At 61.0% G+C, this 24758-nt stretch carries 23 protein-coding genes and 2 tRNA genes; 12 read left to right on the plus strand and 13 right to left on the minus strand.

Features of this window, described 5'->3' with window-relative positions; all coding sequences use genetic code 11:
* Positions 1–91: 91 nt before the first annotated feature.
* A complete protein-coding gene (locus ACODSU_RS23425; RefSeq protein ID WP_110961278.1) occupies positions 92–1153 on the minus strand; it encodes an aldo/keto reductase in 1062 nt (353 codons plus the stop codon).
* A gap of 157 nt (positions 1154–1310) precedes the next feature.
* Between ACODSU_RS23425 and ACODSU_RS23430 the strand changes: the two genes are divergently transcribed.
* From ACODSU_RS23430 to ACODSU_RS23460, 7 genes are all read left to right on the plus strand, one after another.
* Positions 1311–2219 (plus strand): alpha/beta fold hydrolase, encoded by a 909-nt coding sequence (locus ACODSU_RS23430; RefSeq protein WP_488845247.1) that lies wholly within the window; start codon positions 1311–1313, stop codon positions 2217–2219.
* 201 nt (positions 2220–2420) lie between these two features.
* Positions 2421–3525, plus strand: a protein-coding gene (prfB, locus tag ACODSU_RS23435; protein WP_110961277.1) for a peptide chain release factor 2 whose coding sequence is annotated in 2 segments (ribosomal slippage) — positions 2421–2501 and positions 2503–3525 — 1104 coding nt in all. Because the reading frame shifts where the segments join, the coding sequence is not laid out codon by codon here.
* A gap of 9 nt (positions 3526–3534) precedes the next feature.
* Positions 3535–4209 (plus strand): HAD family hydrolase, encoded by a 675-nt coding sequence (locus ACODSU_RS23440; RefSeq protein ID WP_043565428.1) that lies wholly within the window; start codon positions 3535–3537, stop codon positions 4207–4209.
* On the plus strand, positions 4193–6949 hold the full coding sequence (gene pepN, locus ACODSU_RS23445) for an aminopeptidase N (protein ID WP_488845249.1): 2757 nt from the start codon (positions 4193–4195) through the stop codon (positions 6947–6949). Before ACODSU_RS23440 ends, pepN begins: the two co-directional genes overlap by 17 nt.
* A 23-nt stretch (positions 6950–6972) precedes the next feature.
* The gene (locus ACODSU_RS23450; protein WP_063460605.1) at positions 6973–7980 is read left to right on the plus strand and encodes a class 1 fructose-bisphosphatase; all 1008 of its coding nucleotides are present in this window, start codon (positions 6973–6975) and stop codon (positions 7978–7980) included.
* Positions 7981–7991: 11 nt separating this feature from the next.
* Positions 7992–8067, plus strand: a tRNA-Thr gene (locus ACODSU_RS23455).
* Between the two features lie 350 nt (positions 8068–8417).
* A complete protein-coding gene (locus tag ACODSU_RS23460) occupies positions 8418–8624 on the plus strand; it encodes a hypothetical protein (protein ID WP_295942219.1) in 207 nt (68 codons plus the stop codon).
* Between the two features lie 76 nt (positions 8625–8700).
* Here the strand turns inward: ACODSU_RS23460 and ACODSU_RS23465 are convergent, their stop codons facing one another.
* The 6 genes from ACODSU_RS23465 to pheS form a co-directional block, all read right to left on the minus strand.
* Positions 8701–9012, minus strand: coding sequence for a single-stranded DNA-binding protein (locus ACODSU_RS23465; RefSeq protein ID WP_295942217.1), 312 nt, complete (start codon positions 9010–9012; stop codon positions 8701–8703).
* 235 nt (positions 9013–9247) lie between these two features.
* Positions 9248–9324 (minus strand) — tRNA-Pro (locus ACODSU_RS23470).
* A gap of 30 nt (positions 9325–9354) precedes the next feature.
* Positions 9355–9789 (minus strand): MerR family transcriptional regulator, encoded by a 435-nt coding sequence (locus ACODSU_RS23475; protein WP_343734730.1) that lies wholly within the window; start codon positions 9787–9789, stop codon positions 9355–9357.
* Positions 9790–9886: 97 nt separating this feature from the next.
* On the minus strand, positions 9887–10213 hold the full coding sequence (locus ACODSU_RS23480) for an integration host factor subunit alpha (RefSeq protein WP_110961273.1): 327 nt from the start codon (positions 10211–10213) through the stop codon (positions 9887–9889).
* Between the two features lie 25 nt (positions 10214–10238).
* Positions 10239–12686, minus strand: coding sequence for a phenylalanine--tRNA ligase subunit beta (pheT, locus tag ACODSU_RS23485; protein ID WP_488845251.1), 2448 nt, complete (start codon positions 12684–12686; stop codon positions 10239–10241).
* Positions 12687–12757: 71 nt separating this feature from the next.
* Positions 12758–13810: a phenylalanine--tRNA ligase subunit alpha gene (pheS, locus tag ACODSU_RS23490; protein ID WP_056063795.1), complete on the minus strand. Its 1053-nt coding sequence runs from the start codon at positions 13808–13810 to the stop codon at positions 12758–12760.
* A gap of 12 nt (positions 13811–13822) precedes the next feature.
* Between pheS and ACODSU_RS23495 the strand changes: the two genes are divergently transcribed.
* Positions 13823–14041 (plus strand): hypothetical protein, encoded by a 219-nt coding sequence (locus ACODSU_RS23495; RefSeq protein WP_488845253.1) that lies wholly within the window; start codon positions 13823–13825, stop codon positions 14039–14041.
* Here ACODSU_RS23495 and rplT read toward each other — a convergent pair.
* The 4 genes from rplT to thrS form a co-directional block, all read right to left on the minus strand.
* Complete coding sequence (rplT, locus tag ACODSU_RS23500) at positions 14019–14378, minus strand: 50S ribosomal protein L20 (RefSeq protein WP_005795139.1); 360 nt, start codon at positions 14376–14378, stop codon at positions 14019–14021. The genes ACODSU_RS23495 and rplT overlap by 23 nt on opposite strands.
* A 25-nt stretch (positions 14379–14403) precedes the next feature.
* Positions 14404–14607 carry a 50S ribosomal protein L35 gene (gene rpmI, locus ACODSU_RS23505; RefSeq protein WP_005795135.1) on the minus strand — a complete coding sequence of 68 codons (204 nt, stop codon included), beginning with the start codon at positions 14605–14607 and terminating at the stop codon, positions 14404–14406.
* Positions 14608–14792: 185 nt separating this feature from the next.
* Positions 14793–15401: a translation initiation factor IF-3 gene (infC, locus tag ACODSU_RS23510; RefSeq protein WP_082753551.1), complete on the minus strand. Its 609-nt coding sequence runs from the start codon at positions 15399–15401 to the stop codon at positions 14793–14795.
* An 80-nt stretch (positions 15402–15481) separates the two neighbouring features.
* A complete protein-coding gene (gene thrS, locus ACODSU_RS23515) occupies positions 15482–17401 on the minus strand; it encodes a threonine--tRNA ligase (RefSeq protein ID WP_488845255.1) in 1920 nt (639 codons plus the stop codon).
* Positions 17402–18022: 621 nt separating this feature from the next.
* Between thrS and ACODSU_RS23520 the strand changes: the two genes are divergently transcribed.
* From ACODSU_RS23520 to ACODSU_RS23530, 3 genes are all read left to right on the plus strand, one after another.
* A complete protein-coding gene (locus ACODSU_RS23520; RefSeq protein WP_488845256.1) occupies positions 18023–18958 on the plus strand; it encodes a glycosyltransferase family 2 protein in 936 nt (311 codons plus the stop codon).
* A gap of 73 nt (positions 18959–19031) precedes the next feature.
* A complete protein-coding gene (locus ACODSU_RS23525; RefSeq protein WP_488845258.1) occupies positions 19032–19478 on the plus strand; it encodes a GtrA family protein in 447 nt (148 codons plus the stop codon).
* A 249-nt stretch (positions 19479–19727) separates the two neighbouring features.
* Complete coding sequence (locus tag ACODSU_RS23530) at positions 19728–21593, plus strand: ArnT family glycosyltransferase (protein ID WP_488845260.1); 1866 nt, start codon at positions 19728–19730, stop codon at positions 21591–21593.
* A 146-nt stretch (positions 21594–21739) separates the two neighbouring features.
* On the opposite strand, the gene aceA is transcribed toward ACODSU_RS23530, so the two are convergent.
* Both aceA and ACODSU_RS23540 read right to left on the minus strand, forming a co-directional pair.
* Entirely contained in the window at positions 21740–23071 is a 1332-nt protein-coding gene (gene aceA / locus ACODSU_RS23535) for an isocitrate lyase (protein WP_015014551.1), read from the minus strand.
* Between the two features lie 252 nt (positions 23072–23323).
* Entirely contained in the window at positions 23324–23746 is a 423-nt protein-coding gene (locus ACODSU_RS23540; RefSeq protein WP_488845262.1) for a gamma-glutamylcyclotransferase family protein, read from the minus strand.
* A gap of 93 nt (positions 23747–23839) precedes the next feature.
* Between ACODSU_RS23540 and ACODSU_RS23545 the strand changes: the two genes are divergently transcribed.
* Positions 23840–24754, plus strand: coding sequence for a DMT family transporter (locus tag ACODSU_RS23545; protein ID WP_488845277.1), 915 nt, complete (start codon positions 23840–23842; stop codon positions 24752–24754).
* Positions 24755–24758: the final 4 nt, after the last annotated feature.

Consider the following 24758-nt stretch of genomic DNA (forward strand, 5'->3'; position numbering starts at 1 on the left):
GCAGCGCGCACAAACTCGCAGAAAAACCAAGGGGCCTGCACGGCCCCTTGGTTTGATCTTGCCGATTCGCAGGGCCACGCCCTGCCCCCGGTCACAACGCAGGGTCGCGTAGCTCCCAGCGGATCGCATCGATGGCCTTCAGCACCTCGGGCGACAGCGTGGTGCCCCAGGCATTCAGGTCTTCCTCCAGCTGCGCCACCGACGTCACGCCAATGATGGTGCTGGCCACTTGCCACTTGGTGTAGCAGAACGCCAGGGCCATCTGCGTGGGTGTCATGCCGTTGGCACGCGCCAGTGCGTTGTAGCGGCGCGATGCCTCCAGCGCCTCGGGGCGGCCCCAGCGTTGTTTGCGCACGGATTCATACGATGCAATGCGCGCACCCTGCGGGGCATTGGGGCCGGTGATGCCGCTTTCGTCATACTTGCCCGTCAGCAGGCCAAAACCCAGCGGCGAATAGGCCAGCAGAGACACATCCAGGCGGTGGCAGGTTTCATCCAGTCCGTTTTCCCAGGTGCGGTTGATCAGGCAGTACGGGTTCTGCACCGTGGCCACACGCGGCAGGCCGTGCTGCTCGGCCAGGCGCACGAACTCGTGCACGCCATACGGGGTTTCGTTTGACAGGCCGATGTAGCGCACTTTGCCCGCCTTCACCAGCCCGGCCAGCGCTTCCAGCTGCTCGCGGATGGGGGTTTGCGACGTTTCCTTGGCGGGGTCGTAATACAGATTGCCAAACGCAGGCACATGGCGCTCGGGCCAGTGGATCTGGTAGAGATCGATCACATCGGTCTGCAGGCGGCGCAGGCTGCCTTCGCACGATGCCACGATGTCGGCCGCCGTCATGCCCTTGCCCTCGCGCACCCAGGGCATGCCACGCGATGGGCCCGCCACCTTGGTGGCCACCACCAGCTTCTGACGCGCGCCGGGGTTCTTGGCAAACCAGTTGCCGATGATGGTTTCAGTCGCGCCAAAGGTCTCGGCCCGGGCGGGCACGGCGTACATCTCGGCCGTGTCGATGAAGTTCACGCCGCGCGCAAGCGACTGGCTCAGGATGGCATGCGAGTCGGCCTCATTGACCTGCTCGCCGAAGGTCATGGTGCCCAGGCAAATGGGGGTGACAAGCAGGTCACTCTGACCCAAGCGGACGGTGTTCATGCGGTGAAGGCTCCAGATGGTGGAAAAGTAAACAGGGCCTGCTGCGGCCCCGGCTGGCGATGGTACAAGCGATCGCCAAAACCTGCCGGGCGCCGGACTCCTTGGTGACACCGCAGGGCGCCCCGCCAGCGCGGCGGCAACGTAACATTGGCACAGCATGTACCAAGTCCTCACCCCTTCGCGCAGCAGCACACTGGCGCTGCGGCACCTCAACTACCACGTCCGCCACTGGGGCCCCGAGCACAGCGACCTGCCCACGCTGGTGCTTCTGCATGGCTGGATGGACGTCAGTGCGTCTTACCAGTTCACGGTGGATGCGCTGCGCCAACCACGCCGCATCATCGCGCCAGACTGGCGTGGCTTTGGCCTGACCACCGGTGCACCGGTGGACCACTATGTGTTTGCCGACTACCTGGCCGACCTGGACCTGCTGCTGGACCACTACGCGCCCGGCGAAGCCATCGACCTGGTGGGCCACAGCATGGGCGGCAACGTGGCCATGATGTATGGCGGCGTGCGGCCCGAGCGGGTGCGCAAGCTTGTCAACCTCGAAGGCTTTGGCCTGCCCGCCACACGCCCCGCGCAGGCGCCCACGCGCTACGCGCAATGGATCGACGAAATCAAGCAGCTGCACCAGGGCACCAAGGAACTCAAGACCTATGACAGCGCCGACGGTGTGGCCCACCGCCTGATGAAGACCAACCCCCGCCTGTCCGAAGACAAGGCCCAATGGCTGGCCCAGCACTGGGCACGGCCCAATGCGCAGGGGAAGTGGGAAATCCTGGGCGACCCCGCCCACAAGATCACCAGCGCACAGCTGTACCGCGCGGACGAGGCCCTGGCCATCTACGAACGCATTACCGCACCCGTGCTGGCCATCGAGGCCAGTGGCGACAGCCTGGGCCAGTGGTGGAACGGCCGGTACACCCTGGACGAATACCACCAGCGCCTGACCCATGTGCGCACCTGCAACACGGCCGTCGTGCAAGACGCAGGCCACATGCTGCACCACGACCAGCCCGAGCAAGTGGCGCAGCTGATCGAAGCGTTTTTGGATGCTGCCTGAGGCAATTTGACGTCCTGGCGCCCGCAAGCGATAGTGGATATTGCCTGAGCAGCTATCATTTTTGATATTCACCCGGCAGATTGCCTACCGGGTTTCATGCCTGGCACTGGCGGCCGCCCGACACAAAGGGCATTGCTGAGGCCCCCGCCCTTCCCATGAGAAAATCGCGGGTTATTCCACAGAACACGCAGGACAAGAATCATGGACGCAGAACGCATCAACCTCATCGGCACCACCCTCGAAGACCTGGCTCAGCGCACCGCTGAGTTACGGAGGTATCTTTGACTTCGATGCCAAGTTCGAACGCCTGCGCACGGTAAACGCGTCGCTGGAAGACCCCGCTGTCTGGAACGACCCCAAGAAGGCCCAGGAGCTGGGCAAGGAACAGAAGTCGCTCTCCAGCGTGGTGGTGACGCTCGACAAGCTCACCCGTGAGCTGGCCGACAACGCCGAGCTGTACGAGATGAGCAAGGAGGAAGGCGACGAGGCCGGCCTCATGACCATCGAGGCCGAGGCGGCCAAGCTCAAACCGCTGATCGAGGAGCTGGAGTTCCGCCGCATGTTCCGCAATGAGGCCGACCCGCTCAACTGCTTTGTGGACATCCAGGCAGGCGCTGGTGGCACGGAAGCCTGCGACTGGGCCAGCATGCTGCTGCGCCAGTACCTCAAGTACGCCGAACGCAAGGGCTTCAAGGCCACGGTCGAAGAAGAAACCCCCGGCGACGTGGCCGGCATCAAGAGCGCCACGATCAAGATCGAGGGTGAGTACGCCTTCGGCCTGCTGCGCACCGAAACCGGTGTGCACCGCCTGGTGCGCAAGAGCCCGTTCGACAGTTCGGGCGGCCGCCACACATCGTTCGCCTCGCTGTTCGTGTACCCCGAAATCGACGACTCCATCGAGATCAACATCAACCCTGCCGACGTGCGCACCGACACATTCCGCGCATCGGGCGCGGGCGGCCAGCACATCAACAAGACCGACTCGGCCGTGCGCCTCACTCACATCCCCACCGGCATCGTGGTGCAGTGCCAGGACGGTCGCAGCCAGCACAGCAACCGCGACGTGGCATGGCAGCGCCTGCGCAGCCGCCTGTACGACTTCGAGATGCGCAAGCGCATGGAAGAGCAACAGAAACTGGAAGACACCAAGACCGACGTGGGCTGGGGACACCAGATCCGCAGCTACGTGCTGGACAACAGCCGCATCAAGGACCTGCGCACCAACGTTGAAATCTCGGCCACACAGAAGGTGCTGGACGGCGACCTGGACGCCTTCATCGAAGCTTCGTTGAAGCAAGGCGTCTGAGCGATGCGGATGCGCACCGACGCCATCATCTTCGACATGGACGGCACCATGATCGACTCCATGCCCTGGCACGCCCAGGCGTGGGTCGAGTTCGCACGCCGCCGGGGCATGGACATCGACGTGCCCGACCTCATGGCGCGCACCACGGGCCGCAATGGCACCGAGTGCATCGTGGAACTGCTGGGCCGCCCTGTGTCGCAGGACGAGGCCGACGCGCTCACGCACGAAAAAGAAACCATCTACCGCGAGCTATTCGCCCCGCGCTTCTCCGAAGTGGCCGGGTTTCGCCAGTTCGCGGCGCAGGTGCGTGCCCGTGGCCTCAAGGTGGCCGTGGGCACGGCGGGCGACATTGGCAACGTGGAATTCGCCCTGGGCCATCTCGGCTTGGAGCCCGCGCCGCAGGCCATCGTGCGCGGCGACGAGGGCCTGCCTGGCAAGCCCCAGCCCGCCATCTTTCTCGAAGCCGCACGCCGCATCGCGGCTGACCCGGCGCACTGCATCGTTTTTGAAGACGCGCCCTTTGGCATCGAGGCCGCGCGCCGCGCGGGCATGCGCGCCGTGGCCATCTGCAGCACCCACACGCCCGAGCAACTGGCCGGGCCCCATGTGCTGGCCGCCGTGCGCGACTACACCGAACTCATGAACACCGACTTTCTGGAGAGCATCCATGTTGCAACTGCATAAAGCCGACGGAAGCGGAGACGGCGCGGCCCCGGCCATCGCCATCCGCCGCGAGGACTACACCGCCCCCGCCTACTGGATCGACAGCGTGGAGCTGACCTTCGACCTGGACCCGGCCAAGACGCGCGTGCTCAACCGCATGACGCTGCGCCGCAACCCCGACGTGGCCGCGCAGCCGCTCAAGCTCGACGGTGACGACCTGAACCTGGCGCGCGTGCTGGTCAACGGCCAGGGCACATCGTTCAAGATGGAAGGCACCCGCCTGGTGCTGGAGAACCTGCCTGAAGGCTCCGAGCCCTTTGCGCTCGAAATCTTCACCACCTGCTGCCCCGCCAAGAACACGCAGCTCATGGGCCTGTACGTGAGCCAGGGCACGTTTTTCACGCAGTGCGAGGCCGAGGGCTTTCGCCGCATCACCTACTTCCTGGACCGCCCCGATGTGATGGCCAGCTACACCGTCACGCTGCGCGCCGACAAGGCCCAGTACCCGGTGCTGCTGTCCAACGGCAATCTGGTGGACAGCGGCGACCTGGAAGACGGCCGCCACTTTGCCAAGTGGGTGGACCCGCACAAGAAGCCCTGCTACCTGTTCGCCCTGGTGGCAGGCAAGCTGGTGGCACGCGAGCAGAAGATCAAGAGCCGCTCGGGCACCGACCACCTGCTGCAGGTGTACGTGCGCCCCGGCGATCTGGGCAAGACCGAACACGCCATGAACTCGCTGATGTACAGCGTGGCCTGGGACGAAGCCCGTTTCGGCCTGCCGCTGGACCTGGAGCGCTTCATGATCGTCGCCACCAGCGACTTCAACATGGGCGCCATGGAGAACAAGGGCCTGAACATCTTCAACACGAAGTACGTTCTGGCCAGCGAATCCACGGCCACCGACACCGACTTCGCCAACATCGAAAGCGTGGTGGGCCACGAGTACTTCCACAACTGGACGGGCAACCGCGTGACCTGCCGCGACTGGTTCCAGCTCAGCCTGAAGGAAGGCCTCACGGTCTTCCGCGACCAGGAATTCAGCATGGACCTCGCGGGCAGCCCGTCCGCCCGCGCCGTCAAGCGCATCGAGGACGTGCGCGTGCTGCGCACCGCCCAGTTCCCCGAAGACGCGGGCCCCATGGCCCACCCGGTGCGGCCCGACAGCTACGTCGAGATCAACAACTTCTACACCGTCACCATCTACGAAAAGGGTGCCGAGGTGGTGCGCATGCAGCACAACCTGGTGGGCCGCGAAGGCTTTGCCAAGGGCATGAAGCTGTACTTCGAGCGCCACGACGGCCAGGCCGTGACCTGCGACGATTTTGTGCGATCAATAGCCGATGCCAACCCGGGCAGCCCGCTCACGCAGCATCTTGGGCAGTTCAAGCGCTGGTACAGCCAGGCCGGCACGCCCCGCGTGCGCGCTACGGGCCGCTACGACGCCGCCACGCGCTGCTACGCCCTCACGCTGTCGCAAAGCTGCGCCCCTACCCCCGGCCAGAGCGAAAAGCAGCCCTTTGTCATCCCGGTTGAGCTGGGCCTGATCGACGCCACCACCGGTGCCGCCCTGCCCTTGCACCTTGCGGGCGAAGGCGCTGCAGAAGGTGCTACCCACGCCACCTCGCGCGTGGTGGTGCTCACCGAGGCATCGCAGACCCTGACCTTCACCAACCTGGACAGCGAGCCTGTGCCATCGCTGCTGCGCGGGTTCAGTGCCCCCGTGGTGCTGGACATCGACTACACCGACGCGCAGTTGCTCACGCTGCTGGCGCACGACGCCGACGCTTTCAACCGCTGGGAAGCTGGGCAGCGCCTGGCACTGCGAATTGCTATTAATACAATAGCTAATGAAGCATATACAACAGGCGCTACCGGCCGATTTGAGCAAACCATCCTGTCGACAGCGTTTGTAGAGGCCATGCGCAGCGTGCTGCGCAACCCGGCCCTGGACGCTGCGTTCAAGGAACTGGTGCTCACGCTGCCCTCCGAAACGTACATCGCCGAGCAACTGGATGTGGTGGACCCGCAGCGCATCCACGCAGTGCGTGAAGCCATGCGCGAAGAACTGGCGCTGGCGCTGCAGGCCGACTGGGAAACCGTCTGGGAACAGAACCAGGACACCGGCGGCTATCGCCCCGACCCCGTCTCCTCCGGCCGCCGCGCACTCAGTGGCCTGGCGCTGCACATGCTGTGCATTGCCGCGCAGAAGACGGGCGATGTGGTCTGGCCCGGCAAGGCCTACCAGCGCTTCAAGGTGGCCGGCAACATGACGGACCGCTTCAATGCGCTGACCGCCCTGGTGGCCAGCGGCAGCGAACTGGCCACACCCGCCCTCGCCCGCTTCCATGCGCTGTTCAAGGACGAGCCCCTGGTCATCGACAAGTGGTTTGCATTGCAAGCCGGCGCCCCGGACCGTGGCGGCAACGTGTTGCCCGCCGTGCGCCAGCTCATGCAGCACCCGGACTTCAGCCTCAAGAACCCGAACCGCGCACGCAGCGTGATCTTCAGCTACTGCAGTGCCAACCCCGGTGCTTTCCACCGGTCGGACGCTGCGGGCTACGTGTTCTGGAGCGACCGCGTGATCGAGCTGGACGCCATCAACCCGCAGGTTGCGGCCCGCCTCGCGCGCGCGCTCGACCGCTGGAAGAAGCTGGCAGACCCGTGGCGCAGCGCTGCCCGCGAGGCCATCGCCCGCGTCGCCGCCAAGCCCGACCTGTCCAACGATGTGCGCGAGGTGGTGACCCGCGCGCTTGCCGAATAAACCACGACCGAGAAGAGACTGACATGGCAAAAAGCATCAGCCTGACCCGCTACCTCGTTGAGCAGCAACGGGTGGACGGCCTCATCCCCTCGCAATTGCGCCTGCTGCTCGAAGTGGTGGCCCGCGCTTGCAAAAGCATCAGCCACGCCGTGAACAAAGGTGCGCTGGGCGGCGTGCTGGGTACGGCCAGCAGCGAAAACGTCCAGGGCGAGATCCAGAAAAAGCTCGACATCATCGCCAACGAGGTGCTGATCGAAGCCAACGAATGGGGCGGCCACCTGGCGGCCATGGCATCCGAAGAAATGGACGGCATCTATCTGGTGCCCAACCGCTACCCACAGGGTGAATACCTGCTGCTGTTCGACCCCCTCGACGGCTCCAGCAACATCGATGTGAACGTGAGCATCGGCACCATCTTCAGCGTGCTGAAGAAGCCCGATGGCGACCGAGGCGTAGAGGAAGGCGACTTCCTGCAGCCCGGCACGCAGCAAGTGGCCGCGGGCTATTGCATCTACGGCCCGCAGACCACGCTGGTGCTCACCGTGGGTGACGGCGTAGCGATGTTCACGCTGGACCGCGAACAAGGCTCCTTCGTGCTGACCGAAGAGAACATCCGCATTCCCGAAGACACCAAGGAGTTCGCGATCAACATGAGCAACATGCGCCACTGGGACGAGCCTGTGAAGCGCTACATCGACGAGTGCCTGCAGGGCAAGGAAGGCCCGCGCGGCAAGGACTTCAACATGCGCTGGATCGCCAGCATGGTGGCCGACGTGCACCGCATCCTGACCCGTGGCGGTGTCTTCATGTACCCCTGGGACAAGCGCGAACCCAACAAGCCCGGCAAGCTGCGCCTGATGTACGAGGCCAACCCCATGGGCTGGCTGGTAGAACAAGCCGGTGGCGCTGCCACCAACGGCAAGCAACGCATCCTCGACATCCAGCCCACCCAGTTGCACGAGCGTGTCAGCGTGATCCTCGGCTCAAAAAATGAAGTCGAACGCGTGACCAGCTACCATTCCACGCTATAATCCAAGGCTAAGCCGGTGTAGCTCAGTCGGTAGAGCAGCTCATTCGTAATGAGAAGGTCGGGTGTTCGATTCATCTCTCCGGCACCAAATGAAAAGCCCTGATTCGCAAGAGTCAGGGCTTTTTTCTTGGCAGCCTCGAAAGGTCAAGAAATCGACCCACTGCATCGCAGGCTCGCCGACCATAGGATGGCGGCCGACGCCCTCCAAAACGGCCATTTCGGCGGCAAGGCATCGCCCCCCCACGACAGGCACCAGCCTTCGTCAACAATCGTTTCTTGCGCAAGATGCAGGGCGAGGATGGCACCTTGGATGTTTGCAAATGCCAGCAACTGATGCAGACTGTGTGCCTCAGTCGGCGCCCAAAGATGACCCATCCATTGGCGGCAGACTGCGTACGCAACCCCCTCACTCCATCCACCACCAGCAGCAGCATCATCATGAGTGTCGAACGCAGAGGCAGCATGGACCGCCGCAGCGGCAAGGATCGCCGCCAGGAAGAAAAAGGTCCACCCACCAATTTCGAACGGAGGCGAGCCATTGAGGCGCGTCAGCCCGAATTGACCGAACTGCACATGAGCGAGGATGAGCTCAAAGCCTTGGGTTTTGCCCCCAATCCTTCGGGCAATGCCCGAAAGGCCAGCTAGGCCTCAAGCCTGCCGCCTACGCAGGCATTCATCCCGCCTATAAGTCACCACACGTCGCCGGCGGAGCGCGGCGCCCCTATTGTTCAGCGTCTGAGATCGGCATGCTGATCAGGCGGTGCGCCACCATATCCAGTGCGGGCCTTGCATTGCCCTGCTTGTCTGTCCACACACGGGGATTCAAGCTGCCAGAAAGCGCCACGGAATCACCATCGCGCAATCGATGCAGGGACGCGCACAGATCGTCATCAAAGGCGATGACGTTGACGAACAGCACTTCGCCTTCTGCAGTACTGGCCCTGACCTTCGCCAGGCTGTAAGCCTTGCCCGCCTTGTCCGTGCGGCGCTCCGCCTCACCATATAGCCGTCCGGCTACCAAGCCATCAATCATGAGGTCTCCTTGCCCATCACGGGGCGCTGGGCTGTTATGCCTTAGTAGCCATCCTTCGCCGCCGTCCGGCTGGCATAGCCACCACGGGCTCTTGATTTCGCCGCCTTCAGAACACAGAGGCGCCAGTGTGAATCCGGAGGGCCGACCTTCCAGCGCCAGCGGTGATGCAAAGAAAGCCCGAAGCGACAAAAGCAAAAAAGCCCAGAACCTTTCGGTTCTGGGCTTTTGCTAACAATGGTCGGCGTGGCGGGATTCGAACTCGCGACCCCTTGCACCCCATGCAAGTGCGCTACCAGGCTGCGCTACACGCCGACAAGACTTAGATTATATGCAGAAAAAAGCTCAGTTCAGAGAAAGTAGCGCACGAATTTCAAATAATTCTTGGCGCACTGCGTTGGAGTCCAGAGAAAAGCCTGCAGCAACGATGGAAAGGTCGCGCGTGCTGTCCACCAGCATGCTGGGCAGCTCGGTATCTTGCGCCACGGAAACCTCGTCGCCCCCCCCTCCATCCCGCACCGGATGGGCAAGCTCTTGCAGGCGATTGCGCGCCCCACTGATGGTGAAGCCTTGGTCGTACAGCAGATCACGAATCCGGCGAATCATCAGTACCTCATGGTGCTGGTAGTAGCGGCGGTTGCCGCGCCGCTTCATCGGGCGCAACTGCGTGAACTCCTGCTCCCAGTAGCGCAACACATGCGGCTTGACGCCGCACAGCTCCGCGACCTCACCAATCGTGAAGTATCGCTTGGCGGGAATGGAAGGGAGGGTGGTGCCCATGAGATGCAGGTTCAAACGGGAAAGCTTTCAAGCGTACTGCAGACCAGCCTGCGCCGCCAGCCACCAAGAACATCTTGGCAACAAAAACAGCACATATTCACGCAGCAGCCGCCGTCTGGATCTGCTCCTTGAGCTTGCTGCTGGCGTGGAAGGTCACCACACGGCGGGCCTTGATGGGGATGGCCTCGCCGGTGCGCGGATTGCGCCCGGGACGGGGCGCCTTGGTCCGGATCTGAAAGTTGCCAAAGCCCGAGAGCTTGACGTCCTTGCCCTCGACCAGGCTTTGGGCAATCAGGTCGAAGAAGGCGTCAATCATGTCCTTGGACTCGCGCTTGTTCAGGCCGATCTGATCGAACAACAGATCTGCCAACTGCGCCTTGGTCAGTGCCGGTGTCTCCAGGCTTTCGACTGCAAATTCGATCATGGTTGGTCGCTCCCCTTGGACATCGTCACACCCTCAGACGAGCGCCGGTGCGCTGCGTCAGCTGCGTTATCACGGACTGCACCGCGGCATCGATTTCCGCCTCGGTGAGCGTGGCTTCATCGCGACCGAGGGTGAGGCGCACGGCCAGGCTTTTTTCACCGAGTGCCAAGCCCCCTGCGGGTGCCTCTTCGCCAGCACGCAGCGCCTTGGGTCGGTACACGTCGAACAGCACCGCAGAGCGCAGCATGCCGCCAGGAACAGCCTTCTCGACTGCGCCCATGATGTCGGCGTGGGTCACACGCTCGGCCACCACCACGGCCAGATCGCGCTCGACCGCCTGGTGTTTGGTCACAGGTTTGAACTGCGGCACTACGCGCTGCAACACAGCGTCCAGCTCCAGTTCGAACATCACAGGCGCCTGGGGCAAATCCCACGACTGACGCCATTGCGGATGCAGTTCGCCCACAAAACCAATCGCGCGACCAGCGACCAGAACGCGCGCGCAGCGGCCGGGGTGCATGGCTGGGTGGTTGCCGGGTTCGAACGTTGCGCGCAGAGGGGACAGCAGGGCCTCCACGTCGCCCTTCACATCAAAGAAATCGATGGCCTGCTCCTTACGCCCCCACTGCAGCATGTCGTTAGGACCATAGGCCAGACCGGACACACGCATGGGCTGGTGGAAACCTTCCACCGTGGTGTCGGTATTGCGCACACTGCCGTCCCGCAGGAACACGCGGCCCAGCTCAAAGACACGTACTCGCTCGGCCTTGCGGTCGAGGTTGAACTTCAAAACTTGTAGCAAAGAACCCAATAGAGTCGAGCGCATCACGCTCATCTGGCTGGCAATCGGGTTCAGAAGCTTGATGGGCTGGGGATTGGCAGCCAGCTCATGCTCCCACCGCTCTTCCACAAAGCTGAAGTTGATCGTTTCCTGATAGCCCAGCGCTGCCAGCGAGCGGCGCACCGCAAACGGGCTGCGGGTAACCTCCAGCGCCAGCTTCGGCGTGATGGGCGCCAAAGGCGGGGTGGTCGGCAGGTTGTTGTAGCCCACCATGCGGGCGACCTCTTCGATCAGGTCTTCCTCGATGGTGATGTCAAAACGGAACGAGGGCGGCGTGACCGTGAGCGTGCCGTCGCCCAGCACCACCGGCAGGCCCAGGCGCTGCAAGGCGTCTGCGCACTGCGCCTGCGTCAGCGGCATGCCGATGACCTTGGCGGCGCGCGCCACGCGCAGCGTGACGGGCTGCGGCACACGCAGGTTCACGGCCTGATCATCCATGGGACCGCAGGCGGTGTCGGGCGTGCCGCAGATGTCGATAACCAGCTGGGTGATGCGCTCGATGTGCTCCACCGTGAGGCTCGGGTCCACGCCACGCTCAAACCGGTGACCGGCATCTGTCGAAAAGTTGAACCGGCGCGAGCGGCCCGCCACTGCTTTGGGCCACCAGAAGGCGGCCTCGATGTAGATGTGACGGGTGTCGTCCGACACAGCCGTGGCGTCACCGCCCATGATGCCTGCCAGCGACTCCACCTGGCTGTCATCCGCGATCACCCCCACCTTGTCGTCCACGGTGATGGTGTTGCCATTGAGCAGCTTGAGCTGCTCGCCCGGCTTGCCCCAGCGCACGTCCAGGCCACCATGGATCTTGTCCAGATCAAAAATGTGCGAAGGGCGGCCCAGTTCAAACATCACGTAGTTGGAGATGTCCACCAGCGGCGACACGCCACGCTGACCGCAGCGCGCCAGTCGGTCCAGCATCCACTGGGGCGTGGCAGCGCGCGTGTTCACATTGCGCACGATGCGGCCCGAGAAGCGACCGCACAGATCAGGAGCGCTCACCTTCACAGGCAGCGTGTCCGCCAGCGTGGCAGTCACCGCAGGGAACGCGGGGCTTTGCAGCGGTGCACCGGTCAGTGCAGACACCTCGCGTGCAATGCCATAGACGCTGAGGCAATGCGCCAGATTGGGCGTGAGCTTGAGCGTGAACAGCGTGTCATCCAGATTCAGGTACGCGCGGATGTCCTGACCCACGGGCGCTGCGGTATCCAGCTCAAGGAGGCCGCCGTGGTCTTCCGACAGCTTGAGCTCGCGCGCCGAGCACAACATGCCCTGGCTTTCCACGCCGCGCAGCTTGCCCACCTTGATGAGAAACGGCTTGCCATCATCACCTGGAGGTAGTTCGGCACCCACGAGGGCGCATGGCACCTTGATGCCCACGCGGGCATTGGGCGCACCGCACACGATATTGAGCAGCGCGCCCTGCCCCACATCCACCTGGCACACGCGCAGTCGGTCGGCATCGGGGTGCTGCAAGGCTTCTTTGATCTCGCCCACCACGATCTTGGTGAACGGTGGGGCCACGGGACGCAGCTCCTCCACTTCGAGGCCCGCCATGGTCAGCGTTTCAGCCAGCTCGGCCGTCGTCAAGGGGGGGTTGCAGAACTCGCGCAACCAGGATTCAGGAAATTGCATAGTCGGACACTCTTGTACGGAAGGTGCGCGGCGCAGGGCAGGCCCTGCGCGCTGCGTGAAGTCGGCGGGCTTTACTGGAACTGCGACAGGAAACGGATATCGCCGTCAAAGAACAGGCGCAGATCATTGACGCCGTAGCGCAGCATGGTCAGTCGGTCTGGCCCCATGCCGAACGCAAAGCCGATGTACTTCTCGGGGTCGAGGCCCATGTTGCGCACCACGTTGGGATGCACCTGGCCAGAACCCGCCACCTCCAGCCAACGACCCGCCAGCGGGCCCGTCTGGAATTGGATATCGATCTCGGCGCTGGGCTCCGTGAACGGGAAGAAGCTGGGACGGAAGCGCAACACGAGGTCATCGCTTTCAAAGAAGGTGCGGCAGAAATCTGTGAAGATGACCTTCAGGTCCTTGAAGCTCACGTTCTCGCCGATCCAGAGGCCTTCGCACTGGTGGAACATGGGCGAGTGCGTGGCGTCACTGTCCACACGGTAGGTGCGGCCAGGGGCGATCACGCGGATTTCGGGCATAGCCTGGCCGGCATCCAGCGCGGCGCGGTGCTTCTTCACGTGCTGCACCGCATGGCGGATCTGCATGGGGCTGGTGTGGGTGCGCAGCAGGTTGGGAGCGGTGGCCGTGCCGCCCTCCACGTAGAACGTGTCGTGCATGGAGCGCGCGGGATGGTCTTCCGGCGTGTTCAATGCGGTGAAATTGAACCAGTCGGTTTCAATCTCGGGGCCTTCGGCCACGTCAAAACCCATGGAACCGAAGATGCCCTGGATACGTTCCAGAGTGAGCGAAACGGGGTGGAGCCCCCCCTGCCCGCGCTGGCGGCCTGGAAGGCTCACATCCAGTGCCTCGGCCTTGAGCTGCAGTTGCAGCTCCGCATCGGCCAATGCCTGGCGGCGCGCAGTCAGCGCCGCTTCAATGGCCTGCTTGGCGACGTTGATGGCTGCACCACGGGATTTCTTTTCCTCGACGGACAGCTGCGCCATGCCCTTCATCAGCTCCGTCACGCGACCCGACTTGCCCAAAAACTGCGCCTTGGCGTTTTCGAGGTCAGCGGGGGTGGCGCTTTGGGCAAACAGTTGCGTCGCGCTCTCAACCAGGGAATCCAACTCGTTCATAACGACTCTTTCATGACTTACGCAAACAAGGATGCACAAGTGCCAATGGCATACGCCATGTGGCAAGCGTCTTGCCTCAGCAGCCTGTTTTGCGTAAGTCGTTTTTTATCGACCCGTGAAAATGAACAAGGGCTAGTGCCTTTACAAGCCCTAGCCCTTGCTGTTATTGCGCAAGCAGCTATCAAAAAGATAGCCGCTCATCGTGAACTCAAGCAGCCAGCTTGGCCTTGACTTGCTCCACGATGCTGCCAAAGGCAGCCTTGTCGTGCACTGCGAGGTCGGCCAGCATCTTGCGGTCGATCTCGATGGAAGCCTTCTTCAGGCCGTTGGCGAACTGGCTGTAGGTCAGGCCCAGTTCACGGGCAGCGGCATTGATACGGGCAATCCACAACTGGCGGAACACGCGCTTCTTGGTGCGGCGGTCACGGTAGGCGTATTGCCCAGCCTTCATTACCGCCTGTTTGGCGATACGGAAGACATTACCGCGGCGACCACGGAAACCCTTGGCAAGGGCGAGAACTTTCTTGTGACGGGCACGGGCCGTTACACCACGTTTGACGCGAGGCATGTATGTACTCCTTGTTCGTCAGTTATTAAAGGCCAGCGCTGGGCAGCATTTGTGCGATCGAGCCCATGTTGGTCTCATGCACATTCACTGCACCACGCAGGTGGCGCTTGTTCTTGGTGGTCTTCTTGGTCAAGATGTGACGCTTGAAGGCTTGACCGCGCTTGACGGTGCCACCGGGACGAACGCGGAAACGTTTTTTCGCGCTGCTCTTGGTCTTCATTTTGGGCATGTGAATGCTCCTTTTTCATTGTGCTCGTGAGGCGTTTGCAAACCGATCTGCAAACTTGTTGGCCCCGAGCCACTTTTATCGAAAGGCTTTCGCCTTCCGCTCGGCAATGCCCGAAGGCACCACCTTTTCAAGCACTCCGCCTGTTGAGGGGCGCAGTGCTCAAAACTTCATACCGATCCGCAGCTTTATGCCGCCTGGCCTGCCGCAGGTGCAGCGCCTTCAGACGCTGGCTTGGCCGCAGGCTTTTTCTTGCCGGGGGCAATCATCATGATCATCTGGCGGCCTTCCAGCTTGGGAAACTGCTCGATGATGATGCTGTCAGCCAACTCGTCACGAATCCGGTTCAGCAGAGCCAGGCCGAGTTCCTGGTGCGTGATTTCGCGACCGCGGAACCGCAGCGTGATCTTGCATTTGTCACCATCCGCCAAAAAGCGGCGAATGTTGCGCATCTTGATGTTGTAGTCGCCATCGTCCGTACCGGGACGGAACTTGACTTCCTTGATCTCAATGACCGTCTGCTTGGCTTTGGCTTCTGCCGCACGCTTTTGCTCTTGGTACTTGAACTTGCCATAGTCCATGAGACGGCACACCGGTGGGTTCGCCGTGGCAGCGATTTCCACCAGATCCACGTCCAGCTCACCGGCCATCCGCAAGGCCTCCATAAGACTGACAACACCCAAGGGCTCGTTGTCAGGCCCAGACAGACGGACTTCCGGGGCCATGATTTCACGGTTCAGGCGGTGCTTGCGCTCTTCCCGCTGGCGACGATCACGAAATTCAGTAGCGATGGCTATCTTCCTTGAATCAAAATGCTACAAATAAAGTAGCTGTTCCCGCACAGTCCACGAGCGGCAAAGCAGTTTTTTGTACAAAATCAGGCTTTGGTGGCGATGTCGTTGGCGATCAATTCAATGAACGCATCGACCGACATCACGCCGAGATCACGATTACCTCGGGCTCGCACTGCAACGGCTCCCGCCGCCTTTTCCTTGTCGCCTGCGACGAGGATGTAGGGCAGCTTTTGCATCGAATGCTCCCGTATTTTATACGTAATCTTCTCGTTACGCAGATCCAGGGCCACCCTAAGGCCTTGATTGGGCAGCGCTTTTTGCAGTTTTGCTGCGATTTCACGACAGTAATCGGACTGCGCGTCCGTGATGTTGAGCACCGAAACCTGCACGGGAGCAAGCCAAGTGGGCAAGGCGCCCGCATGCTGCTCGATCAGAATCCCGATGAAGCGCTCCAGGCTTCCCACGATGGCACGGTGCAGCATTATGGGCCGATGGCGGCCGCCATCCTCGCCCACAAACTCTGCGTCCAGCCGCTCGGGCATGTTGGGATCGACCTGAATCGTGCCGCATTGCCACGGGCGCCCCAGCGCGTCCTTGAGCGTGTACTCGATCTTGGGGCCGTAGAACGCGCCTTCGCCAGGCAGGTACTCAAACTCGCAACCGGACGCGCGCAAGCCCTCTGCCAAGGCGTTTTCCGCACGGTCCCAGCTTTCCTCACTGCCGATGCGCTTTTCGGGGCGCGTGGACAGCTTGTAGATGATGTCCGTGAAACCAAAGTCCTTGTAGACCTTTTGCAGCAGCGTGGTAAACGCCACCACCTCTGACTGAATCTGGTCTTCGGTACAGAAGATATGGCCGTCATCCTGGGTGAACGCACGCACGCGCATGATGCCGTGCAGGCCACCAGTCGGCTCATTGCGATGGCACTGGCCGAACTCACCAAAACGCAGCGGCAAGTCGCGGTAGCTCTTGATACCTTGCTTGAAGATGATGATGTGCCCGGGGCAATTCATCGGTTTGAGCGCGTAGTCGCGCTTTTCCGACTCCGTCACAAACATGTTCTCGCGGTATTTGTCCCAGTGGCCCGTTTTCTCCCACAGACCCTGGTCCAGGATTTGTGGCCCCTTCACCTCTTGGTAGCCGTTCTCGCGATACACGCGGCGCATGTATTGCTCGACCTCCTGCCACACCGTCCAGCCCTTGGGGTGCCAGAACACCGTACCGGGCGAATGCTCGTCAATATGGAACAGGTCCAGCTCACGGCCCAGCTTGCGGTGGTCGCGCTTCTCGGCTTCTTCCAGCATCGTCAGATACTGCTGCAGCTCGTCCTTGGTAGCCCAAGCCGTGCCGTAGACACGCTGGAGCATCTCGTTGCGGTGGTCACCGCGCCAGTAGGCACCCGCCACCTTCATCAGCTTGAAGAACTTGAGTTTTCCGGTACTCGGCACGTGCGGGCCTCGGCACAGGTCTTCGAAATTGCCTTCGCGATACAGGCTCACATCTTCGTTGCTGGGAATGCTCGCAATGATCTCGGCCTTGTAGTGCTCTCCCAGGCCCTTGAAATACGCCACCGCCTCATCGCGCGGCAACACGCGGCGTACCACGGGTTCGTCCTTGGCGGCCAATTCAGCCATGCGCTTTTCGATGGCCACCAGGTCCTCGGGCGTGAAGGGGCGCTTGTAGGCAAAGTCGTAATAGAAGCCATTTTCGATCACTGGACCGATGGTGACCTGGGCATCAGGAAACAGCTCCTTGACCGCATAGGCCAGCAAGTGGGCGGTGGAGTGGCGGATCACATCCAGGCCATCCGCATCCTTGGCCGTCAAGATGGACAGCGGGCTATCAGCCGTGATCTGGTAGCTGGTATCCACGACCTTGTCGCCAATCTTGCCCGCCAAGGCGGCTTTGGCGAGGCCAGTGCCAATGGACGCGGCCACCTCGGCCACCGTAACGGGGCCTGGAAACTCGCGCTGCGAACCGTCGGGAAGCGTAATGTGAATCATGGGAATAATTCTTTCTCTGTGATCAGTGCAATGGATGCGGGCACGCGCCAGGCCCGTAAAACAAAAAAGCGCGGAACAGGTCCGCGCTTTTTGGAGGTGTGTGCAATCTCGTGCAGGCGCGAACAGCCAGCCTCAAAGGCCGGTCAACATCTCCGATGTAGTTCGCGGTGTCATAACCAGACTGCCTTTCTCGCTCTTGTTTGTTGAGGTGTGCCCGACATTTTAGCCTCGCATCGGCGTAGCTGAGTCAACTCCGCACATATTGCCCAATTCCTTGCTTGCCGTTTGTGCTGCGCCAAGGAGCCATGTGAAGCCATAAGCGACGGGTCCGCCATATCGATATCTGCAACGAACCGCTGGGCTCTCAAATAAGACCAACCCTGCGGGGGCTGAGATCGTCAACATGTTCAAAGATCAGGCGGAAACTGTGCGATGATTTTTGGGTCGGCGCACGCCGCACGGCCAATGCAACGGTAATACGGCGATAGTCCAGCACGGTCGCCAAGCCCCACCATGCAGTTACTCTGGTGCAGCAATGCCACAGACGGTGCTCCAGCGATACTTTACGCTTCGCCTGTAGCCACCCTTTTCGGGACAAGGATGTGCTTTACGAGAATGTTTATGCAACCAGAGATTTCTGTCGTTATTCCGGTGTATTGTGAAGAAGCCGGTATCCGCCTCACGCTCCAACAGGTGGGGAAGTTTGTGGCCTCGACCGCATCCAGCTGGGAAATAGTGGTGGTGGACGATGGGTCCAAAGACAACACCTGGCAAGAAGTGACGGCGATTGCCGAACACATGCCGCAATTGCGGGGCCTGCGGCTGAGTCGCAATTTTGGCAAGGAAGCCGCTGTGGCTGCTGGACTCGAGACAGCCTGCGGCGAAGCGGTGGTCATCATGGACGGCGACCTTCAGCATCCTCCATCGCTGCTGCCGAAGATGATCGCCACATGGCGCACTGGCGACTTTGACATAGTGGAAGCGGTCAAGTCCAGCAGGGGCGACGAATCCACACTTTCTGCAGCAAGAGCAAAACTTTTCTATCTGATCTTGCGTGCGTTTTCAGGCCACGATCTGAATGGAGCGTCCGACTACAAGTTGCTGGATCAGCGGGTGATCCAGGCCTATCGCTCCATGAAGGAACGCAATGTTTTCTTTCGCGGGATGATCAGTTGGATGGGGTTCAGGTCGACCCAGGTTCCCTTTGAGGTTGAACCCCGTATTGCTGGGGACTCAGGATGGTCCGTCTTCAGCCTGGTTCGTCTCGCTGCCGTGGCCGTCACCAGCTTCAGCACCTTTCCTCTTCATCTGATCACCATTTTTGGTGTTGTGTTCTTTGCCTTCTCCGTACTTCTGGGCATGCATACGGTGTACATGAAACTGTCTGGGGCAGCCATTACCGGATTCACCACCGTCATCTTGTTACTGCTGATCATTGGCAGCTCGCTGATGATTGGTCTTGGGATCATCGGTGAATATCTCGCGCGCATCTACGACGAGGTCAAACAAAGACCCCGCTACATCGTTTCCCAGGAAATCCGTCAAAACAACCCGTGACATCGATTCCAGAGATCAAGCCGGCGCGACCTTGCGTTCGCACCAAACAGTCAGGCAATGCCACTTTGTTGGCATGCCGCGCGATATCAGGGGCACAGCCATTTCCTATCCATTTGCCACACTGAGCCCCGCTCTGACCAAAGTGCTTCGCTATGGTGTCGTGGGGGTCATGGGCGCACTGGTGCACATGTCTACCCTGTTTTTGCTGGTGGAGCTTGGTGTCACAGGGCACGTCGTGGCCACCACCATTGGATTCGTGTTGGCGTTGCTGATCTCCTACGGCGTCAACAGAATATGGACTTTTGGATACAGCGGCAGCTACTGGGCTTCACTGATACGGTATTGCGTTGTCTCCCTGGTCGGACTGGGATTGAACATTCTCATCATCACCCTCTTCACGGATGTTCTGGGCCTGTGGTACGGGTGGGGGGCTTTCGTGGCCGTGGGTGCGGTGGCGTTAAATAACTTCATCCTAAATAATGCCTGGACTTTCACACATAAGACCTTGAACACACGTTAGCAATGTGCTCAAGCTTGGGGCAGCAAACGTTCTCTGCGCTTCACCATCGTTCGCAGGACGCAACGTGCAGCAGTCATCGCCACGTACGGGCAAGCCATGCGGATAACACGGTGATGTGCAGAGAAGGTATATGCACAGCACTCGGAGCCCGTCCTTCATCGGAAGGCGCAACACCATGTCTCACTGCAAGACGTGGAATCAGACAGCAACATCACAATGCAGGCCCCCATACAGAAGACCGTCCCTCCAATGCGCACGAAGCAAATATCCAGTGACTGGATCGCACTGATCTTCATCGCAGTATTGGGCGCGATACAGGTATATTTTTATGACATCACCTTCCACGGTCCCGATCAAATACGGGACGTGGAAATCGCGCGGAAACTGATTCATCACCATGAGTGGCCACTCAACGGCCCTCCCCTGTTTGGTGAGCGCTTGAGTCTGCCGCCCGGCTTTTATTATTTGCTTGCCCTCCCCCTCCTGGTCAGGGATACCGAGGCCGCGATATTCATCACATTCGGGGCCCTATTCGCACTGTCCGTGTGGTACTTGTGGCGCACAGTGCAAGCGCAATGGGGCAGCAGGTCCGCACTGGCCTACGCCGTGCTGGCGTTCCCTATCTTCGCCTCCATGTATACACACAGTGCGTGGAACCCGGCACTGGTCATGACGCTGAGCAATGTCACGCTGGGCCTGTTCATCAGTCTGGTGCATCAACGCAGACATGATGCGCTGATGCTCCCCGTGGTGGTGTTTCTGCTGGTGCAAATACACCCCTCCGCAGCGCCACTGTTGCTGGGCCTCGGGACATACGCATTGCTGAACCACCAAACCCTGCTGAACCGCAAGACGCAGGTATCTGTGCTTCTTGTCATGGGGTTCACCGCATTGTGGGCGAGTCAGTCGGGCCTCATCTCCAGACTGATGGCACCGATACAGGCGGCGTCCGGCACCGCCCCGGGTAGCCACTGGCTCAGTAACCTGCTGGATGCGGAGAAGTGGCGCGACGTATTGCTCATGCCCTACAGCGCCATTGACAGTATCCAACCGAGCATCACGGGTCTGAGTACGCTGGCAGCTTTGCATCTGGCACTGATGCTTACAGGTGCATTGCTGGGCATCGCCTATGCCAGCAGGGAGCGCACCATCCGTTGGGTCTTCATCACCACGCTGCTCTGGTTCATGCTCTCCATGGCCTTCCTGGGCCGAGGAGCCTTCTGGCATCTGGATGTGGTCCACCCCTGGCTCGCGGTGCTTGCAGCCTATGGACTCGCGCGCACCAGTGAGCAAGTACAGTGGGCCACAAAGCGTTTCAATGCCCTGGCGGCAGCGACCCTAGCCTTGGTCGTCGTGGCGCATCTGGCCCTTTACATCCAATTTGAGAGGAAGGGCAAATACGACCTCATGATCGCTTCGCTGTTCTTCCCGAAACTGGAGCCGTTAGGATTCAGGATTCCGGCGTACACCTTCAAACACCTGCATGAGATGCGCGACAGCCTGACTAGCCTGGGCGCGTGTCAAGCGCAGGTCATCGGCCTGGACCCCTTGGTGATGGGAAACGCCGTCAACCGGACGCTCGACCTGCCTTGCGCCCGTCCCACAACGACGGCACCGGCCTTCGAGACACTCTACTTCGTCACATCCCGGCAAGACCCACCCCAGTTCGATTTCACCAAAGACTTGGCGCCGGTTGCCAAAGTGGCGGCAAGCCGTATCTACGCCCTCAAGAACCATGGTGCACGCATCAACCAGGAGCCCACCAACATCTTGTTGTCAGAGCAAAAGGTGAACTACATGACCTATCTGCCAGCACGACTTGAACAGGGCCTGAACATATCGCTCCCCTATGCGCCGCAGACCATCGTACGGGTGGCTTTGCGATGCGGCGGGGACACTCCCATCGACCAGCAAATCTACTGGAAGCTACAGGGCGCCGAATACAAAAAGCCGCTCGCCACTGCTCATTCCAAGTACCTGGGATCCAACTACTACGACCTGGAATGGACACTGACCATGTCAGCGGGCCAGGGGCATGGAGCCACCATTTCGTCGACACTGGATCGTCTCGATTGCGATGTCTCCGCGATTGCACGACCTGTCGGCATGCAATGAGGGCGCGCCCCCAAGCGGTGAGACAGCACACTTTCACCGTCGCTCAAGCACAGCGGAAGGACAAAAAGGCCACCCCTTTGGGGTGGCCTTTTGCTTCTGGCTGCTGTATGGCGCCTATCCATCCCCCGGGGTACGGAGGCTCTAGATCAGTGGAACTGCTCTTCTTCGGTCGAACCCGTCAGGGCCTTCACGCTGGACGAACCGCCCTGGATCACCGTGGTCACATCGTCGAAATAGCCTGCGCCCACTTCCTGCTGGTGAGACACGAAGGTGTAGCCCTTTTCGCGTGCTGCGAATTCGGGTTCCTGCACCATTTCGGTGTAGTGCTTCATGCCTTCGCCCTGGGCGTATGCATGGGCGAACTGGAAGGTGTTGAACCAGTTGATGTGGATACCGGCCAGCGTGATGAACTGGTACTTGTAGCCCAGAGCCGACAGGTCTTCCTGGAACGAAGCGATCTGCTTGTCGTTGAGGTTCTTCTTCCAGTTGAACGATGGCGAGCAGTTGTACGACAGCAGCTTGCCAGGGCAGGCAGCGTGCACGGCTTGCGCAAACTCACGGGCAAAGCCGATGTCTGGAACGCCGGTTTCGCACCACACCAGGTCGGCGTAAGGAGCGTAGGCAACGCCACGGCTTATGGCTTGTTCCAGACCGTTCTTCACGCGGTAGAAGCCTTCTTGCGTGCGCTCGCCGGTCAGGAAAGGCTTGTCGTTGGCGTCGTGGTCGGACGTGATCAGGTTGGCAGCTTCGGCGTCGGTACGGGCCAGCACGATGGTGGATACGCCCATCACGTCAGCGGCAAAGCGTGCAGCGATCAGCTTTTCGCAGGCTTCTTGTGTGGGCACCAGCACCTTGCCACCCATGTGGCCGCACTTCTTCACGGCAGCCAGTTGGTCTTCGAAGTGCACGCCGGCTGCGCCTGCAGCGATCATGTTCTTCATCAGTTCGAAGGCATTCAGCACGCCGCCGAAACCGGCTTCAGCGTCGGCCACGATGGGCAGGAAGTAGTCGATGAATTCCTTGTCGCCGGGGTTGATACCACGGCCCCACTGGATTTCATCAGCGCGCTTGAAGGTGTTGTTGATGCGGCGAACCATGGTGGGCACCGAGTCGTACGCGTACAGCGACTGGTCGGGGTACATGGTTTCGCTGGTGTTGCCGTCGGCGGCCACTTGCCAGCCCGACAGGTACACGGCTTCGAGACCAGCCTTGGCTTGCTGCATGGCTTGGCCCGCGGAGATCGCGCCGAAAGCGTTCACGTAGCCCTTCTTGGCGCCGCCGTTGATCTTGTCCCAGAGCTTTTCAGCGCCGCGCTTGGCCAGGGTGTGCTCGATGGGCAGCGATCCACGCAGACGCACCACGTCCGCAGCGGAGTAACCGCGCTTCACACCCTTCCAGCGGGGGTTGGTCGCCCAGTCTTTTTCCAGGGCGGCAATTTGCTGTTCGCGGCTCAGTTGTTCGTTGAGGGATTGGGGCATGAGATCACTCCAGGGGTTGGTTGAAAACGCCGGGCTGCTGTGTGCCGCCCTTGAAGACAACTTTAAGTCTTCTATAAGACTTGCGCAAGCTCTTATGTCTTATAGAAGAGATAAATTTTCTTCTTTCAAAACAACCACTTAAACACGTGATTTCTCAATACAGAAATTGATTTCTCATATCGAGAAAAATTGCGGCAACGCAACATCTATCGCATCCCACATCAAGAAATTCAACTTTCGTATTGTGAGAATTCAGATGGTTGTAGCCTCAACTGCCCTGAGCCAGTCACCATGCTCGATCTGGCGTGCGCCCTGCGCATATCGGGGATGGATCTCGTACACCAGACAAGACAGCGCTTGGCCCTCCACCGTCACCGCAATTTCGCGCTTGCGGTACTCATCGGTCGGGTGGTTTCCTCCCAACCCCTCGATGGCATCCAGAACGGTCTCCAGCGCGGGCTCGATGGCATACACCTCGCCATGCACCGGCCGGTCGCCGCCCAGGGTAATGCCGGGGTAAGCCCCCAGGTGGAACAGCATCCCTGCAACTTGCGCAAACCCCACCCAGCGCGGCGCAGGCAACAAGCGCGTGATGTCGTTCGACCCGCCGCGGCGCAAGGTGCCGTACACAAACACATGGCGTGGGGCTGCAACTGGCGAAGAAGGCTCGGGCATGATGCGCAGTCTTTTTTGTTTGAACAGCGTCCCAGTCTAGTGAATACGCCCCCGCCCAGCCGCCCTTTCGCCTATCTGTGCTTGGCCCTCAGCATGTCGCTGGTGGGCAGTTATGTGGCGCTCACCAAACCGCTCGCGGCCGTGCTGCCCGTGCTCTTGCTGGCCTGGATGCGCTTTGGCATCGGGGGCATTGCCATGCTGCACTGGCTCAAAAAGCCCGACAACGAGCCGCCACTGACACCACAGACGAAACGGCTGCTGTTCCTGGAGTCCTTTCTGGGCAACTTTCTGTTCACCATCTGCATGATCTACGGCGTGAGCCTGACCGATGCGGTTTCGGCAGGCGTCACCATGGCGGCCATTCCTGCGGCGGTGGCGTTGATGGGCTGGGCATTTTTGGGCGAGCGGGTAGCGCCCCGCACCTGGATGGCAGTGCTTTGCGCCGTGGTGGGCATCGCCCTGTTTTCACTATCAAAACCAGAGCATTCAGCACATATGGAACCGACGCTTGGAGCCAAAAACACTGAAAACCATGCCTGGTGGGGCCAGATGCTGCTGCTGGGGGCCGTGGTTTGCGAGGCCGCCTACACCGTGATCGGCAAGAAGCTCACCGGCAGCCTGGGGCCCAAGCGCATCACCTCGCTCATCAACCTGTGGGGCTTTGTGCTGACAACGCCGTTTGGCCTGTACCTGGCGCTGGACTTTCCGTTTGCTTCGGTGGGCTGGGGCACCTGGGTGTTGCTGCTGTTTTACGCGCTGGCCGCCTGCATGTGGACGGTGTGGCTGTGGATGACCGGGCTCAAGGCCGTGCCCGCTGCGCAGGGCGGCGTTTTCTCGGTCATGCTGCCGGTGAGTGCGGCGCTGGTGGGCGTGCTGTTTTTGGGCGAGGCGTTGACGGGCATGCAACTGGTTGCATTTGCTATCGCCCTGGCCAGCGTGTTGCTGGCCACCCTGCCCTCGCGCGCAGCGCTGCGCGTGGGGCGGGGCGACCGCCCCGACCGATCCTGACCTG

The sequence above is a fragment of the Acidovorax sp. FG48 genome (assembly GCF_057809085.1).

What these genes read in the sequence shown, in the direction of transcription:
- ACODSU_RS23425 (WP_110961278.1), bottom strand. Translation starts at nt 1,153, where the DNA reads ATGAACACCGTCCGCTTGGGTCAGAGTGACCTGCTTGTCACCCCCATT.
- ACODSU_RS23495 (WP_488845253.1), top strand. Translation starts at nt 13,823, where the DNA reads ATGACTTACGCAAACAAGGATGCACAAGTGCCAATGGCATACGCCATG.
- pheT (WP_488845251.1), bottom strand. Translation starts at nt 12,686, where the DNA reads ATGCAATTTCCTGAATCCTGGTTGCGCGAGTTCTGCAACCCCCCCTTG.
- pepN (WP_488845249.1), top strand. Translation starts at nt 4,193, where the DNA reads ATGTTGCAACTGCATAAAGCCGACGGAAGCGGAGACGGCGCGGCCCCG.
- ACODSU_RS23545 (WP_488845277.1), top strand. Translation starts at nt 23,840, where the DNA reads ATGTCGCTGGTGGGCAGTTATGTGGCGCTCACCAAACCGCTCGCGGCC.
- ACODSU_RS23525 (WP_488845258.1), top strand. Translation starts at nt 19,032, where the DNA reads ATGCCGCGCGATATCAGGGGCACAGCCATTTCCTATCCATTTGCCACA.
- thrS (WP_488845255.1), bottom strand. Translation starts at nt 17,401, where the DNA reads ATGATTCACATTACGCTTCCCGACGGTTCGCAGCGCGAGTTTCCAGGC.
- ACODSU_RS23480 (WP_110961273.1), bottom strand. Translation starts at nt 10,213, where the DNA reads ATGATCGAATTTGCAGTCGAAAGCCTGGAGACACCGGCACTGACCAAG.
- ACODSU_RS23450 (WP_063460605.1), top strand. Translation starts at nt 6,973, where the DNA reads ATGGCAAAAAGCATCAGCCTGACCCGCTACCTCGTTGAGCAGCAACGG.
- rplT (WP_005795139.1), bottom strand. Translation starts at nt 14,378, where the DNA reads ATGCCTCGCGTCAAACGTGGTGTAACGGCCCGTGCCCGTCACAAGAAA.
- pheS (WP_056063795.1), bottom strand. Translation starts at nt 13,810, where the DNA reads ATGAACGAGTTGGATTCCCTGGTTGAGAGCGCGACGCAACTGTTTGCC.
- ACODSU_RS23520 (WP_488845256.1), top strand. Translation starts at nt 18,023, where the DNA reads ATGCAACCAGAGATTTCTGTCGTTATTCCGGTGTATTGTGAAGAAGCC.
- ACODSU_RS23530 (WP_488845260.1), top strand. Translation starts at nt 19,728, where the DNA reads ATGCGCACGAAGCAAATATCCAGTGACTGGATCGCACTGATCTTCATC.
- rpmI (WP_005795135.1), bottom strand. Translation starts at nt 14,607, where the DNA reads ATGCCCAAAATGAAGACCAAGAGCAGCGCGAAAAAACGTTTCCGCGTT.
- ACODSU_RS23460 (WP_295942219.1), top strand. Translation starts at nt 8,418, where the DNA reads ATGAGTGTCGAACGCAGAGGCAGCATGGACCGCCGCAGCGGCAAGGAT.
- ACODSU_RS23540 (WP_488845262.1), bottom strand. Translation starts at nt 23,746, where the DNA reads ATGCCCGAGCCTTCTTCGCCAGTTGCAGCCCCACGCCATGTGTTTGTG.
- aceA (WP_015014551.1), bottom strand. Translation starts at nt 23,071, where the DNA reads ATGCCCCAATCCCTCAACGAACAACTGAGCCGCGAACAGCAAATTGCC.
- ACODSU_RS23430 (WP_488845247.1), top strand. Translation starts at nt 1,311, where the DNA reads ATGTACCAAGTCCTCACCCCTTCGCGCAGCAGCACACTGGCGCTGCGG.
- ACODSU_RS23440 (WP_043565428.1), top strand. Translation starts at nt 3,535, where the DNA reads ATGCGCACCGACGCCATCATCTTCGACATGGACGGCACCATGATCGAC.
- ACODSU_RS23465 (WP_295942217.1), bottom strand. Translation starts at nt 9,012, where the DNA reads ATGATTGATGGCTTGGTAGCCGGACGGCTATATGGTGAGGCGGAGCGC.
- ACODSU_RS23475 (WP_343734730.1), bottom strand. Translation starts at nt 9,789, where the DNA reads ATGGGCACCACCCTCCCTTCCATTCCCGCCAAGCGATACTTCACGATT.